Here is a 14,443-nt window from a genome sequence, read left to right as displayed (position 1 = left end):
CGGTGGACTGTGGACTAGTCGGGTATCTCTCGATCCGGGATCTGCTGCTGCGGCGGGTTCTGCTGCGGATTCTGTTGCTGCTGATTCTGTTGCTGCTGTTGCTGCTGCATCTGCTGGAGCTCCTGCAGCAGCTGCTCCGGCGTCTTCACCTGGCCGGGCTGGTTCTGCTGCTCCGGCTGCTCCTCGGAAGGCGGCGGAGGCTCCTCCTCGACCACGGGGATCTCCTCTTCCTCGGGCTCCTGCGCTTGCTGGGGCTGCGGCTGGCGGAAGACTTGCGGCTGCGCCGCCACGCTCGGGCCGCTGGGTCCGGCGGACGCGCCTCCGGTCCGGGGCATCAGGACCACGCGGGCGATGCCGTTGGGGTCGTTGGCGCCGCCCAGGATGGCGAAGTTGAAGCGCGTGCCGCCGAGCAGCGCGGCGAGCACGTCCTTGGGCGCGCCTGGGCCAAGCTTCGCGTAGACGCGGTCGGCGGCCGAGACGCCGGTCATCTCGAACTGCGCCCCGGTCTGCGCGCGGACCTGGTTCAGCACGTCGGACATGGTGGAGTTGTTGGCCACGATGGCGAGCTGCCCGTTGCGGTAGGTCACCGTCGGCTGGGTCGCGGGGAGCTGCTCGGGCGTCAGCGGGCGCGGCGACGGCAGCGCCTCTTCCGGTGCCTGCTTCTTCGCGGTCTTGCCGTTCCTGGACTTGGGCGCTGCCTTCCTGGTGGCCGCGCTCTGCGGCTTCTGCGTTGCAGGCGTCGCGGCCGGATGCGCCGGGGCGGCGCCCGTGGGCGGCATGGGACGCGCGCGCGGCTCGAGCTGGGCCAGGCACACGCCGGCCAGCGTCAGCACGGCCAGGATCCTCGAGAGCACCTGCATATACGATTGGATGCGGGCCGGCTTCTGTCACAGCCGCGCATCTGCTCTAATTGTACGCGCCGGGCGTGCCGCTGGACGCGGCGCGGAGCCGGCCCTGAGGCCTTCCGGGTCACACATCTTTCCAGCAGCAGCTCCGCATCTATACAGAGGCAAGCCACTCACGTGATGGGCATCCCAATGATGAACTTCCGACGCTTTTTCGCGCTGTTCCTGGCGCTGACCATGGGCGCGGCCCTGGCCGCGGCCGAGAGCTGCCTGACCACCGGCGACATGGACGCCGCCACCAAGAGCGCCATCGAGAACACGGCGCGCCAGTTCTACCAGTACACCGCCGCGGGCGACGTGATGTCGCTGCGCAACCAGGCCATCCCGGCGCTCAGCGGGAACTTCAGCGGCATCGAGCGCGCTGTCCTCGACAACAAGGACGCCTTCACCGGCACGCAGGCCAACATCTACTCCACGTACCTGCTGGACGCGACCGGCGGCGAGCCCACGATCGCCAGCGCCATGTTCGTCTGCGGCGTCTACAACTCGGCCAACCGGCTGCAGTTCTCGATCCCGAACCTGCCGGCAGGGAAGTACGCCCTGGTCATCATGGACGCCAACGGCGCGAAGGGCCCGTACTGGCTCTCGCTCATCCTGCAACAGACGGGCGCCAGCTGGCAGCTTGCCGGCTTCTACCCCAAGGCGCGCCGCGTCGGGGACAAGGGAGCGGGCTGGTTCCTCACGCAGGCGCGCGACTACCGCGCGAAGGGCGAGCTGCACAACGCCTACTTTTATTACGTGACGGCGCGCGACCTCGCGCTGCCGGTCTCCTTCATGATGACGCGCCCGGTCGAGAAGCTCGACTCGGAAGCCGAGCCCATCGTGCCCAAGGACATCCCCGGGGAGCAGCCCGCGACCATCGCCTCGCCCGCCGGCAAGAGCTATCAGGTCACGCAGATCTTCCCCGTGCCCGTGGGCAGCGGCATGAACCTGGTCATCAAGTACAAGGCGCTGGGCGAAGTGAGCGACACGCGCTCGCGCTTCAGCGACAACATGGACCTGATCAAGGCGTTCGCGGCGAAGTATCCGGAGTACCGCACGGCTTTCGCCGGGTTCGTCGCCCGCGCGGTCGACCCCGCCACCGGAGCCGACTACGGCACCGTGCTGGCGATGAACGACATCAGGTAGCAGACTTCAGTCTTCAGACGTCAGACCTTTAGACGTCAGACATCAGCCGGCCGCGCGCAAGCGCGGCCGTTGGTTTTCCTGAAGTCTGATGTCTGAAGCCTGAAGACTAGCCCTCTTCTCCCGCTTCCGCCTTGGCGACTTCCTTCTTCGCCGACTTCGGGCGCTCGAACTTGCAGTCTTTCGGTTTCTTGTCGGCGCGCAGGCCCTGGTAGACGGGCGCGCGCATCTTGACCTGTCCGGTCTCGCCCTCGTGCGTCCACTCGATGAACTTGATCTCGCACACCAGCTCCGGCTTCACCCAGTGGTTCTTGCGCAGCGTGTCCACGCGCCCGGTGAACGGGTTCTTGTCGGTCGCGCGCGCCTTGAGCTGCTTCCACATCGCGGCGTGCGACTGCTCGGTGAAGCCCGAGCCCGCCTGGCCGACGTGGATGAGGCGTCCCTTGTCGTCGTACAGCCCGAGAATGACGGAGCCGAAGTTCGCGCGCGAGCCCTTGGGGTCGGTGTAGCCGCCGATGACGCACTCGATGCGTTGCGTGATCTTGATCTTCAGCCACTCGCGCGAGCGCTTCGTCAGGTAGCAGCTCGCGCGCCGCTTGGCCAGGATGCCCTCGAGGGCGCGCTCCTGCGCGACCTTGTAGAGCGCCTTGCCGTGGCCCTCGATGTGGTCGGAGTAGTGCACGCGCTCGTGCTTCTGCATGAGCGAGTGCAGCAGCTTCTTGCGCTGCTCCAGGTCCACCTTCATGAGCGAGTAGCCCTCGAGCCAGAGCAGGTCGAAGGCGTAGAAGACGATGGGGACGTCGCGCCGTAAGATGCCGATCTTGCCCGGACGGCCGGTGTCCATGCCGGTGCGCTGCTGCATGAGAGAGAACGACGGACGGCCTTCAGGGTCGAGCGCGACGATCTCGCCGTCGAGCACCGCGCGCTTCGCGCGCACCGCTTCCGCGATGGCTTTGGCGACCTCGGGAAACCCGGCGGTGAAGTCGTTCTGGTTGCGCGAGACCAGGCGCACGTCGCCGCCGTCGAGATAGGCGACGGCGCGGTAGCCGTCCCACTTGATCTCGAACAGCCACTGCGGGTCGTCGAAGGGCTCGTCCACCAGCGTCGCGAGCATGGGAGTGACGGCGCGCGGCATGGGGGCGGCGACTGCGCCCTTCAAACCCTTTACCGCAGAGCTCGCAGAGCCCGCTGAGGACTTCTTTTCTTTTTCCCTTGGGCCCGGAAGACTTCGGTCTTCCTCCGAGACGGATTTCGGGGCCTTGTTGGACGAGCGTGCCCCTTTCTTCTTCTTTGTGCCTTTCTCTGCGCTCTCTGCGTGCTCTGCGCTGAGGCGCTTTTTCCGGTCGGCGACGGCGATCGACTCGGCCAGCCATGCCTTGCCGCCGCCGCGCGCCGCCGACTTCTTGCTGCTCTGCCACTCGCGCGCCTTGGGGTCGCCGCCGATCTGGGCGAGCGAGCGCCTGGTCAGCACCGACCAGTCGAGCTTCCTGTCGCCGGCGTCGAACGGGCTCTGGACCGCGGCGTCGCGGTGCTTGATGAGCAGCCACTCGTTGCCCTTCGAACCCGGGCGGCGCGAGCGCATGCGCGCCAGCACGAACGAGCCCTTCAGCTTCTTGCCCTTGAGTTCGAACTTGAGGTCACCCTTGGCGAGCGCGGCGCGCGGATCGCCGATGGGCGTCCACGTTCCGACGTCCCACACCTGCACCGTGCCGGCGCCGTAGTTGCCTTCGGGGATGATGCCTTCGAAATCGAAGTAGCTGACGGGATGGTCCTCGACCATCATCGCCAGGCGCTTGTCGCCGGGGTCGAGCGACGGGCCCTTCGGCACCGCCCACGACTTCAGGACGCCATCCATCTCCAGGCGAAAGTCGTAGTGCAGGCGCGTGGCGTGGTGCTTCTGCACCACGAAGCGGTGCTGGTCGCGCTTGCCGAGCTTCGGCGGCGGCTCGGGCGTCGCTTCAAAACGCCGTTTCTTCTTGTATTCCTCGAGGGGCATGGAATTACTTCACCAAACAGACTGAGTATCGCAAAAGTGCTGGGGTTGCTACGGTCATCATCCCCCAACGCTGTCATCCTGAGCGCCGCGCGAACGCAGTGAGCGCAAGCGAAGGACCTGCTCTGGCCTCATTTCCGTGAGAGCGGCTTCGGCTCCTTCTCATACCACTCGTCGCTCAGGTCATGCCACCATGGATTCTCCTGCTCGATGAGAGCGATCTTCTTCGCGCGAACCCAGCCTTTGATCTCCTTCTCGCGCGCGATCGCGTTCGTCACCCGGCTGAAGCGCTCGAAGTAGACCAGCCGGTCGAAGTTGTACTGCTTCGTGAACCCGCCCAGAAGATGGTGTTTGTGCTGGAGCACGCGCTTCTCGAGCGTGCTCGTGATGCCGGTGTAAAGCCGGTGAGCTTTGTTCGACATGATGTAGACGAAGTAGTACTTGTACATCGCTACCTCACGAGACGGTGCTGGAGCAGGTCCTTCGCGGGCTGAAGCCCGCTCAGGATGACAGCGTTGGGAGTTGTGCGTGTGTCGCTCATGGCAAAGTCATTTCTTCTGACGCGGTTTGGAAGGCTTGGCTGGCGCCGGTTCCTTCCACGTGATCATGCCGGCGGTGGCGGCGTTGTCGAACAGTTGCTGGATCATCTCGGGCGTGATCTTGCCGTAGTACCACTCGCCGGTGGCGAGCGACTCGGCGCGCACGGCGGCGTAGATGTCCCAGACGGAGCGCTTGCCGTCCATGAAGTTCAGCGCCTCGTAGCGCATGTAGCCGTGCAGCCCGGGGACGCGCTTCAGGTCCTCGCGCATGTGCTTGAAGTAGTCGGGGAGGTTGGGGATGGGGACGGGGATGCGAGAGGCCATCTGGGGGTCCGGATGCGGGCCGCCAGAAGTCAGGAAAGTCTGCGCGTATAGACCGCCACCCAACTGGGGGCGAAGGAAAGCGGCGCCGGGAGCGATCGTTACTAGCGACTTGCGCGCTGCGATCTCGCGCTGCCACGAGAAGTATTTCACATAGAACTCGTCGTCAGCTGTCGCAGTGCCCTGGAGTGCTGCCATGCGGGCCGCCGCCGTGTCTCGAGCCACTCGCGCCGGTCCAGTCGAATCGAGCAGGTCGGCAATGACCGCGCCTTCCTTCGGTCCCGCATTCGCCATGAACCACGCCAGCGCGCTCACCGCCAGCGCGTTGCGCTTGAACTGCGTCGGGTCCATCTGCCACATGTCGTCGCCGGTGGAGTGGATGTACTCGTCCGGCCAGTTCGTGAAGGTGACGCCGCCGTGCGTCGCGGCGATCTGGCCGTCGTTGAACACCATGTGGTCGCTCTGCGTGAAGAAGGGCACGATCTCGACGGAATACCGGTCGCGCGAGCCGAGGTGCGAGTAGATGGGCCGCGTGTAGGGCGAGCCGGGCGCGAGGTTCCCGCCGGAGCGCGGCGCCAGGTACGCGTTGTTGCCGTAGTAGAGGGACATCACCACCGACTCGACCACGTCGTTGAAGAACGTGGGGCGCGACCACGGCGTGCGCGTGACGTGCTGCACGCGCGAGAGCCCGCCGACGGTCTGGTTGGCGCCCACCATGTCCTGGTTGATGTCGACGAAGATCTTCGCGCGCTCCTCGGGATGCACCGCGAAGTACATGTAGGGCGCGTCGATCTCGTTGACCCACCAGAAGCGGATGTCGCGCTCGGGCCGCGGCAGCTTGCCCTCGTTGATCAGCTTGACGAGCGCGCGCGCGATCTCCAGCACGTTGGCGCAACCGGAGCGGTCGTCGTTGGCGCTGGTGCGCTCTTCCTGGATGTGCGCGGTCAAGACGACCTGCTGGTCGTGATTCTTGGTGCCGCGGATCCAGCCTTCCACGATGCCCTGCGTCGGGTTGGGATCGACGACGCTCTCGATGCTGACGCGGACCTTCAGCGCGTCCGGCGGGGCGGTGCGGAAGCCCTCGGGCGCCATGCTGTCGGCGACGCGTCGCGCCTGGAGCCGCTGGTGCAGCTCCGCGCCCTGGCGCCACGAGATCATCATCGCGAAGCTCGGCTGGTGGCCTTCCTTGTCCGGCTCGGGATGCACGCTCGACCACGCCACCTGGTCGGGGTAGTCGCTGGGATTGATGCGCGACGAGTAGTACGAGACGATGCCGAGCGCGCCGCGCTTCCAGACCGCTTCGCTCTCGACCGTGCGCACCGCGCCCGACGCCAGCACGATCTTGCCTTTGACGTCCTTGCCTTCGTAGTCCTTGGCGTCGGTGCCGGCGCCGACGTCGATGAGCTCGGCCTCGGCCTTCACCGGGCGCGAGTTGTCGGCGATGGCCACGCCGATCTCGGGATAGCTGATGAGGCGCGTCTCGCGCGGCTGTGGCAGCGGCTTGCCGTCGACCGACGACTCGATCAGCCAGAGGTCGCCGGAGGTGGGCGACCAGGCGTGGCCGTCGTAGGGTAGGCGGTGGAGCTTCACGTCTTCGAGGCCGGCGGCCTTCGCCTGCGTCTCGATCCAGGCGGCGGCGGCGTAGAAGTCGCGGCCGGCGCCGTTGGGGACGTGGTACCTGGTCAGCTCGCGCAGCGAGTCGTAGGCGCGGTCGCCGGAGAGCTCGTTGTTGAGCTTGTCGTAGAGGTCCTGCGGCAAGAAGGGCGAGGTCTGCGCGCGGAGCGGTAAGCAGGCGCACGCTACAAGCAGGATTAGGGTGGTCACGACACGACGAGTCATTAGAGCCTCCGGAGGAGCGAGGAAGTATAAACGGCAGCCACCGACCACCGACCACCGACCACCGACCACTGACCACTGACCACCGACCACTAAGGTCTTTTTCCGAGCTGTCCACCGTGCACTGTCCACTGTCCACTGGAATCCAGCTGGTGTAGAGTTTTCAGACACTTCCGGCCACCCCCGCGCCGGGACTGCGCCGAGCAGGGTGAAAGCTCTCAAACAATTCGCGACGAGCAGCCTGACGTTCGTGCAGAAGCTGCGCCGGGTGGATTTCGCCATCGCCATCCTGGTGACGCTGGCGAGCCTGGCCGCGTTCTACGTGGTGGCCTACTCGTGGAACGTCCCGGGCGTCAGCTTCGTGAAGAATGTGGAGCAGCGCTCGCTGGACGCGCGCTTCGAGCTGCGCGGCAGGCGCCCGCACGACGAGCGCATCGTCATCGTCGGGATGGACGAGCAGACGCTGCACAACGTGGGCGCGTGGCCCATCCCGCGCGACGCCTACGCCCGGCTCATCGACCGCCTGAAAGCCGACGGCGCGAAGGTCATCGCGTTCGACGTCGCCTTCCCGACGCCGGAGAAGAACTCCGCCGTCGACGCGCTGCGCAAGCTGGAGAGCCAGGTGCAGGGTAGAGTGACGCCGGAGGTCATCGAGCAGATCCGCGCGATCGAGCGCTCCAGCGACAACGACGTGAAGCTGGCCGAGGCGCTCAAGCGCGCCGACAACGTGGTGCTCGGCCACCTCTTCCTCGACCGGAGCCGCGTGGTCGAGATGGATTCCAAGAGCGCGGAAGCATATTACGAGGTCGCCTGGGGCCAGTCGTTCCCGCAGATCAACGCCGTCGGCATCAAGCCGGGCGAGACGCTCGACACCGGCAAGGTGTTCGCGGAGAACGGCGGCCACGTCTTCGACGGCATGGAGCCCAACATCCGGCTGCTCGCCGACTCCGCCAAGTCCTTCGGGTTCTTCAACGCCGATCCCGACACCGACGGCACCGTGCGTCGCGCGCTGCTGGTGGCGCGCTACCAGGAACTTGACTGGTTCCCATCGCTCGAGCTGCAGGCGCTGCGCGTGTACGAGGGCATCCCCGACCAGGAAGTCGCGATGTTCGTCTCGCCGGTCGGACTGGAGCGCGTCAAGATCGGCAAGTACGACCTGAAGGTCCCGCCCGACGGCACGTTGCCGATCAATTACACCGGTCCCTACCAGACGTACCAGCACTATTCGATGACGGACGTCATCGAGGGCAAGTTCGCGCCCGGGACCTTCAAGGACAAGATCGTGTTCCTGGGCGCCACCGCGCTCGGCATCGGCGACATGCGCGTGACCCCGTACCACGAAGCCGGCTACATGGGGATCGAGATCCACGCCAACGCGCTCGACAACTTTCTGCACAACGGCGAGCGGGGCCGCGGCTTCCTGGTGCGCGGCCTGAACCAGGAACTGCTCGACGTGGTCGCCATCCTCTTCTTCGGCCTGGTGATGGGCTGGGCGTTCAGCTACTTCAAGCCCCTGAACTCCACGGTCGCCGCCGTGCTCGTGCTGGTGGGCTTCACCGCGCTGGTGCAGTTCGCCTTCAGCCGCTACGGCATCTGGCTGAGCTTCGTGATCCCGGCGGGCACGCTGGTGCTGAACTACGCGGCCATCACCAGCTTCCGCATGATCTTCGAGGAGCGCGAGAAGCGGAAGGTGCGCGGCTTCTTCGAGGCCTTCGTCTCGCCCGGCGTGATCCGCCTGATCGAGAACGATCCGCAGAAGTACATGCGGTCGGGCGGCGAGATGAAGGAGCTGACCATCATGTTCAGCGACATCCGCTCCTTCACCACCATCTCCGAGGGCCTGACGCCGGACGAGCTGGTGCTGTTGCTGAACGAGTATCTGGGCGAGATGACGAACATCATGTTCGACCACTGGGGGACGCTCGACAAGTACATCGGCGACGCCATCATGGGCTTCTGGGGCTCGCCCTATCCGCAGGCCGACCACGCGCTGCGCGCCTGCGCGGCGGCGCTGCGCATGGGCTCGCGGCTCGAGGAGCTCAACGAGAAGTGGGCGACGGAGGGCAAGAAGACGCTGAAGATCGGCATCGGGCTGAATACCGGGCCGGTCAACGTGGGCAACATGGGCTCGGAGCGCCGGCGCGCCTGGACGGTGATGGGCGACCACGTCAACCTCGCCTCGCGCCTCGAGGGCATGACCAAGGAGTACGGCGTGCGCACGCTCATCAGCGAGTTCACCTACGAGCAGGTGAAGGAGGTGTTCGTGCTGCGCGAGCTCGACCGCATCAAGGTGAAAGGCAAGACGCAGCCGGTCTCCATCTACGAGCTGATGGACTTCTTCGAGAACCAGGACCGGCACATCGAGCGGCTCCACCTGTTCGCCTCCGCGCTCGACGCCTACCGCCGCATGGACTGGCCGGAGGCGACCGAGAAGTTCGAAGAGATCCTGAACCTGTATCCTGATGACGGGCCCTCCAAGAAGCTGCTGCACCGCTGCCACGAGTTCATGGTCCACGCGCCGGAAGCGGGCTGGGATGGCGTCTACGAGATGAAAACGAAATGAAGAAACTGCTCACCATCGTGTGGTTGCTGGGCATGGCCGCGGGGCAGAGCTCCGCGCCGGCCGGCGGCGTGCCGCAGAAGGAATCGGGCGCCAACAGCAGCGCCGCCACGCAGTCGGAGGCCTTCACCGCTGCGGTCGCCAACGACCTGCTGTACCAGCTCGCCGACGGCATGGAGAGCCGCAACTCGCGGCTCACGCTCTCGGTGTTCGACAGCGCCAAGCTCGCCGACTACAGCCAGTTCTCGCGCCAGGTGAGCGCGTGGATGCGCGACCACTCCAGCTTCCGCGTCTATTACAAGCTGCGGCAGGTCACCGCCGACGGGGCGCGCGGCACCGCGCTGGTGGATTTCGCCTACGAGGCGCAGCCGGTGACCGAGAACGCCCAGCCGGTCCGCCGCCAGGAGCAGCTCCGCCTCACCATCGAGCGCGGCACGCATGGCTGGAAGATCGTGGACGTCAGTCCAAGAGGCTTCTTCTCTTAGAATGTCATCCTGAGCGACGGATGCGCTCACGAATGTGAGTGCATCCGAGCGAAGGACCTGCTGCGCGACGGCTTCCGGGCTCACGATGCCGTAGCTGGAGCAGCTCCTTCGCTTGCGTTCACTTCGTTCACGCGGCGCTCAGGATGACAGACAAGATGAAGCGCGAATATCCCGACCGTCCCCTGATCGGCGTGGGCGCGATCATCATCGACCGCGGCCGGGCGCTGGTGGTGCGCCGCGCCACCGAGCCGCTCAAGGGCGAGTGGTCGATCCCCGGCGGCGTGCTGGAGCTGGGCGAGACGCTGCGCGCCGGCGTGGTCCGCGAAGCCAGGGAAGAGACCGGCCTCGACGTCCTCCCCATCGACGTGCTCGAGGTCTACGACCGCATCGTCGCCGACGAGGCCGGCAAGACCCGCTACCACTACGTCCTGATCGACTACCTCTGCCAAGTCACCGGCGGCAAGCTGCGGGCGGCGAGCGACGTGAGCGAGGTTCGCTGGCTGACCGAGCAGGAGCTCGACAGCTTTCCCATCGCGGACGCGGCGGAAGAAGTCATCCGCAAGGGCTTCGCGAAAGCCAAATGAAAACGGCCCGCCGTAGGACGGGCCGTTCGGTGAACTGTTGAGATTGGCTTGAGGCTTCCGCTCACGTCGAGCGGTCCCTACACCAAGTGGGACGATAAGGCTTGAGAGCGGATGCCCTAAGCCTCAGCCACCTCACCTGTCGTCGGTCTCAGACGACTACTGCCTTCTTCAGATCTTTTTGTCACTGGACCACCTCCTTTCCGGTGTACGCCCACAATAGCGCGGGTAAGTAGCTGGTTCAATCGCGAATTTCACCACCGAGGCACGGAGGCCGCGGAGACAGAATGGAAAGGGCTTCCTTCGTGTACTCCGTGTCTCCGTGGTGAACTAGCCTTTCCAGCGGTAGGCGCCCGCCTGGCGCAGGCCGAGGTGCTGGAGGACGCGGTTGGCGAACTCGCGCGCCATCTCGTCCGACGAACGCGGCTTGTTATAGAAGGTCGGGATGAGCGGGAAGATGGTGGCGCCGGCGTCGGCCGCGCGCCGCATGTTCTCGATGTGGATCTTGTTGAGCGGGGTCTCGCGCACGCACAGGATGAGCGGGCGCTGCTCCTTCAGGCAGACGTCGGCGGCGCGCTCGATCAGGCGGTCGGCGAGCCCGCAGGCGATGCGCGCCAGCGTCCCGACCGAGCAGGGGATCACGACCATGGCGTCCGACGGGTAGCTGCCCGAGGCCACGTTCGCCCCGATGTCGCTGTTGTTCTGCAGCCTGGTCTTGAGGCGCTTGGGCGCGGACTTTCCCAGCAGGCGCTGCACGACGTTCGCGCGGCCGGTCGCGCCCAGCTCTTCCGCCATCACGCGCAGCGCGCTGTCCGACGCGATGAAGTTCACCGTTGCCACGCGGCTCTCGCGCTCCAGCGCCCGCAGCAGCTCGCGCGTGAACACCGAGCCGGAGGCTCCGGTCATGGCGACGGTGATGTTGGCAAGCACGGCAGCCATGGTCGGCATCCTATGGAGTACAGGGTCTGAGCTCTGCGGACCCGAGGATAACAGAGGAATAGTCACGGAACGGGCGGCCCCCTGGCGTCCCGCCAGGACGTGCATGGCTACCACGCTGCCCAGACCGTCGCCCGCGCAGCCCGCCGCCGTTGCGGCGCTGCGCCGCCGGCTCGCGGCCGCCGACTCCTGCGCGCGCCACCCCTACCTGCGCGATTTCTACCAGGCCTATCGCAGCTACCAGTCGGTTCTGAAGGAAGCCGAACTTGGCGCCGAGCTGTGCGCCGCCGACGTCCTGCTGGTCGGGGACTACCACACGCTGCCATCTTCGCAGCTCTACGTCGCGGAGCTGGTGGAGCGGCTCGCGCGCGAGAGCGGGCGGCCGGTGGTGCTGGGCCTGGAGATGTTCTACGCGCGCGACCAGCGCGCGCTCGACGCCTGGCTGCGCCGTGAGCTCGACGACCGCGAGCTGCGCATGCGGGTGCGGTACGAATCGAGCTGGGGCTACGCCTGGACGCCGTTCGCCGCCATGCTGCACGCCGGCCGCGCGCACTGCGCCGCGGTCTACGGCGTGGACTGCGTGCCGCGCGGCGACATGCGCCGCATCGCCGAGCGCGACCGCCACGCCGCCGTGAAGCTCGCCGAGATCCGCAAGCGGCATCCTGGCGCCATCCTGGTGGTCGCCTTCGGCGAGGCGCACCTCGCGCCCAATCACCTGCCGATCGAGGCGGCCGCGCGCCTGGACCGCGAGCGCGTCGTCACCGTGCTGCAGAACATCGACGCGCTCTACTGGAAGGTGGGCGGCGAGCGTCGCGGCCGCGCCGCGCTGCGCGTGCGGCAGGACGTGTTCTGCGTCTTCAACGCCACCCCGCTCGAGAAGTACGAGAGCTACCGCGACTACATCGAAGGCTGGCAGGCCGGCCGCCCGCATCCGGCGACCTCGCGGCGCTCGCGGCGTCCGCGCCGGCGCTCGGCCGCGTAAGACCAGACCTACCACAGAGACACAGAGACACAGAGAACGCAAAGAAATGGATTCCTCTGTGCCTCTGTGTCTCTGTGGTGGATTTTGGTTTAGTCTGGCTGGCCGTGAATGCTGAAGGAATAAAGAAGCTCTTCGACCAGGTGCGCGCGCGCAAGCTCTCGCCCGACGAGGCGGTTGCGCGCCTGCGCCACCTGCCCTTCGAAGACCTCGATTTCGCCAAGGTGGACCACCACCGCGCGCTGCGCGCCGGCATGCCTGAGGTCATCCTGGGAAAAGGGAAGTCGCCGGCGCAGGTCGCCGGCATCTTCGCCAGGCTCGCCCGGCCCGGCACGAACGTCCTCGCCACGCGCGCGACCCGGCAACAGTTCGACGCCGTCCGCAAGAAGGTGAGGAAGGCGGAGTACCGCGAGCTCGCGAGCGCCATCGTGCTCGAGCAGGACACGCGCAAGCACGGCAAGGGGAAGATCGCCGTGGTCTCGGCCGGGACCTCCGACATTCCCGTCGCGGAAGAAGCGGTCGTCACCGCCGAGGTCATGGGCAACGACGTCCAGCATCTCTACGACGTGGGCGTCGCCGGCATCCATCGCCTGCTGGCGAACCGCAAGGCGCTCACCGACGCGCGCGTGGTCATCGTGTGCGCCGGGATGGAGGGCGCGCTGCCGAGCGTGGTCGGCGGCCTGGTCGGCGTGCCGGTCATCGCGGTGCCGACCTCGGTCGGCTACGGCGCGAGCTTCGAGGGCCTGGCGGCCCTGCTGGGGATGCTGAACTCCTGCGCCTCAAACGTCAGCGTGGTGAACATCGACAACGGCTTCGGCGCGGGCTACGTGGCGAGCATCATCAATCGGCTCTAAAAAATCTTTAACCACAAGGGACACGAAGTACCACGAAGGAAAATCCGGAAACGCCTTCGTGAACCTTCGTGTCCTTTGTGGTTAACGTTTTTTCGCGGCCGTCCCAAACACTCTTTCGAAGATCCGGTCCACGTTCCGGAGCTGGCGGTTCAGGTCGAACGCCCGCTCGATCTTTGCCTTGGGAACGCGCGCGGTGATCTGCTTGTCCTTGAGCACGAGCTGGCGGAAGTTCTCGCCCTTCTTCCACGCGTTCATCGCGTGCTTCTGGACGACGCGATAGGCCTGCTCGCGCGACATCCCGCTTTCCGCGAGGTCGAGCAGCAACTGCCCGCTGAAGACCAGCCCGCCGGTGGATTCCAGGTTCGCCAGCATGCGCTTGGGGTAAACGAACATCGTGTCCACCAGGTTCGCGGTCTTCTGCAACATGTAGTCGATGAGGATGGTGGAGTCGGGCAGGATGACGCGCTCGACCGAGGAGTGCGAGATGTCGCGCTCGTGCCAGAGCGCCACGTTCTCGAAGGCCGCCTGCGCGTTCGCGCGCACCACGCGGGCGAGGCCGCAGACCTGCTCGCACGTCACTGGGTTGCGCTTGTGTGGCATCGCACTCGAGCCCTTCTGTTTCTGGCTGAAGAACTCCTCCGCCTCGCGCACCTCGGTGCGCTGCAGGTGGCGGATCTCGAGCGCGATCTTCTCCAGCGTGGTCGCGATGACGGCGAGCGTGGCCACGTAGTTGGCGTGGCGGTCGCGCGCGATGACCTGCGACGACACCGGTTCCGCCTCCAGCCCCAGCCGCTTGCAGATGGCCACTTCGTGCTCCGGTTCGAGGTGCGCCAGGTTCCCGACCGCCCCGGAGAGCTTGCCGAAGCGCATCTCTTCGGCGGCGCGGCGGAAGCGCGCCAGGTCGCGCTCGACCTCGGCGTACCAGTTGGCCAGTTTCAGGCCGAAGGTGATGGGCTCGGCGTGGACGCCGTGCGTCCGGCCGATCTGGGGCGTGCGCCGGAACTCGAAGGCGCGGCGCTTCAGCACCTCGCGCAGCTTCTCCAGGTCCTTCAGGATGATGGCCGACGCTTCTTTCACCTGGAGCGCCTGCGCGGTGTCGACCACGTCGTTGGAGGTGAGGCCGTAGTGCAGCCAACGCGCCTGTGGCCCGACCTTCTCCGCCACCGCGGTGGTGAAGGCGATGACGTCGTGCTTCACCTCGGCCTCGACCTCGTGGATGCGCTTCAGGTCAAAATCGCCCCGGTCGCGGATGGCGGCGGCGGCTTCCGGGGGGACGATGCCGGCTTCGGCCAGGGTCTCCGAGGCCGCGACCTCGACCTTCAGCCACAT

Annotated in this window: 12 protein-coding genes; 6 read left to right on the top strand and 6 right to left on the bottom strand. The window is 66.4% G+C overall.

Annotated elements, in window-relative coordinates:
* Positions 1 to 14: 14 nt before the first annotated feature.
* Positions 15 to 860, bottom strand: coding sequence for a hypothetical protein (locus VLA96_06195; protein ID HSE48782.1), 846 nt, complete (start codon positions 858 to 860; stop codon positions 15 to 17).
* A 165-nt stretch (positions 861 to 1,025) separates the two neighbouring features.
* Between VLA96_06195 and VLA96_06190 the strand changes: the two genes are divergently transcribed.
* Positions 1,026 to 2,033: a hypothetical protein gene (locus VLA96_06190; GenBank protein ID HSE48781.1), complete on the top strand. Its 1,008-nt coding sequence runs from the start codon at positions 1,026 to 1,028 to the stop codon at positions 2,031 to 2,033.
* 106 nt (positions 2,034 to 2,139) lie between these two features.
* Here the strand turns inward: VLA96_06190 and ligD are convergent, their stop codons facing one another.
* The 3 genes from ligD to VLA96_06175 form a co-directional block, all read right to left on the bottom strand.
* A complete protein-coding gene (ligD, locus tag VLA96_06185) occupies positions 2,140 to 4,026 on the bottom strand; it encodes a non-homologous end-joining DNA ligase (protein HSE48780.1) in 1,887 nt (628 codons plus the stop codon).
* 128 nt (positions 4,027 to 4,154) lie between these two features.
* Positions 4,155 to 4,472: a GIY-YIG nuclease family protein gene (locus VLA96_06180; protein HSE48779.1), complete on the bottom strand. Its 318-nt coding sequence runs from the start codon at positions 4,470 to 4,472 to the stop codon at positions 4,155 to 4,157.
* Between the two features lie 99 nt (positions 4,473 to 4,571).
* On the bottom strand, positions 4,572 to 6,722 hold the full coding sequence (locus VLA96_06175; protein ID HSE48778.1) for a M28 family peptidase: 2,151 nt from the start codon (positions 6,720 to 6,722) through the stop codon (positions 4,572 to 4,574).
* A gap of 205 nt (positions 6,723 to 6,927) precedes the next feature.
* Here VLA96_06175 and VLA96_06170 point away from each other — a divergent pair, with 205 nt between their 5' ends.
* The 3 genes from VLA96_06170 to VLA96_06160 all read left to right on the top strand — a co-directional run bounded on the left by VLA96_06170 (position 6,928) and on the right by VLA96_06160 (position 10,348).
* A complete protein-coding gene (locus tag VLA96_06170) occupies positions 6,928 to 9,282 on the top strand; it encodes an adenylate/guanylate cyclase domain-containing protein (GenBank protein HSE48777.1) in 2,355 nt (784 codons plus the stop codon).
* A complete protein-coding gene (locus VLA96_06165) occupies positions 9,279 to 9,764 on the top strand; it encodes a hypothetical protein (protein HSE48776.1) in 486 nt (161 codons plus the stop codon). The genes VLA96_06170 and VLA96_06165 overlap by 4 nt, the downstream gene beginning before the upstream one ends.
* Before the next feature lie 143 nt (positions 9,765 to 9,907).
* Positions 9,908 to 10,348 carry an NUDIX hydrolase gene (locus tag VLA96_06160; GenBank protein ID HSE48775.1) on the top strand — a complete coding sequence of 147 codons (441 nt, stop codon included), beginning with the start codon at positions 9,908 to 9,910 and terminating at the stop codon, positions 10,346 to 10,348.
* Between the two features lie 327 nt (positions 10,349 to 10,675).
* Here the strand turns inward: VLA96_06160 and VLA96_06155 are convergent, their stop codons facing one another.
* Positions 10,676 to 11,284: a UbiX family flavin prenyltransferase gene (locus VLA96_06155; GenBank protein HSE48774.1), complete on the bottom strand. Its 609-nt coding sequence runs from the start codon at positions 11,282 to 11,284 to the stop codon at positions 10,676 to 10,678.
* Between the two features lie 103 nt (positions 11,285 to 11,387).
* Between VLA96_06155 and VLA96_06150 the strand changes: the two genes are divergently transcribed.
* Both VLA96_06150 and larB read left to right on the top strand, forming a co-directional pair.
* On the top strand, positions 11,388 to 12,263 hold the full coding sequence (locus VLA96_06150) for a ChaN family lipoprotein (protein HSE48773.1): 876 nt from the start codon (positions 11,388 to 11,390) through the stop codon (positions 12,261 to 12,263).
* A gap of 104 nt (positions 12,264 to 12,367) precedes the next feature.
* Entirely contained in the window at positions 12,368 to 13,114 is a 747-nt protein-coding gene (gene larB, locus VLA96_06145) for a nickel pincer cofactor biosynthesis protein LarB (protein HSE48772.1), read from the top strand.
* 81 nt (positions 13,115 to 13,195) lie between these two features.
* Here the strand turns inward: larB and purB are convergent.
* On the bottom strand, positions 13,196 to 14,443 hold a 1,248-nt coding region (gene purB, locus VLA96_06140; protein HSE48771.1), incomplete at its 5' end, for an adenylosuccinate lyase.

The organism is Terriglobales bacterium (assembly GCA_035457425.1).
GTDB lineage: Bacteria > Acidobacteriota > Terriglobia > Terriglobales > Acidobacteriaceae > JACPNR01.
The sequence above is the reverse complement of the archived record's forward strand: the minus strand, read 5'-3'. Positions and strand labels throughout refer to the sequence as shown.

Excerpts from the sequence above, each read along its gene's own strand:
- VLA96_06195 (HSE48782.1), bottom strand. The coding sequence starts at position 860 with ATGCAGGTGCTCTCGAGGATCCTGGCCGTGCTGACGCTGGCCGGCGTG.
- VLA96_06190 (HSE48781.1), top strand. The coding sequence starts at position 1,026 with ATGGGCATCCCAATGATGAACTTCCGACGCTTTTTCGCGCTGTTCCTG.
- ligD (HSE48780.1), bottom strand. The coding sequence starts at position 4,026 with ATGCCCCTCGAGGAATACAAGAAGAAACGGCGTTTTGAAGCGACGCCC.
- VLA96_06180 (HSE48779.1), bottom strand. The coding sequence starts at position 4,472 with ATGTACAAGTACTACTTCGTCTACATCATGTCGAACAAAGCTCACCGG.
- VLA96_06175 (HSE48778.1), bottom strand. The coding sequence starts at position 6,722 with ATGACTCGTCGTGTCGTGACCACCCTAATCCTGCTTGTAGCGTGCGCC.
- VLA96_06165 (HSE48776.1), top strand. The coding sequence starts at position 9,279 with ATGAAGAAACTGCTCACCATCGTGTGGTTGCTGGGCATGGCCGCGGGG.
- VLA96_06160 (HSE48775.1), top strand. The coding sequence starts at position 9,908 with ATGACAGACAAGATGAAGCGCGAATATCCCGACCGTCCCCTGATCGGC.
- VLA96_06155 (HSE48774.1), bottom strand. The coding sequence starts at position 11,284 with ATGGCTGCCGTGCTTGCCAACATCACCGTCGCCATGACCGGAGCCTCC.
- VLA96_06150 (HSE48773.1), top strand. The coding sequence starts at position 11,388 with ATGGCTACCACGCTGCCCAGACCGTCGCCCGCGCAGCCCGCCGCCGTT.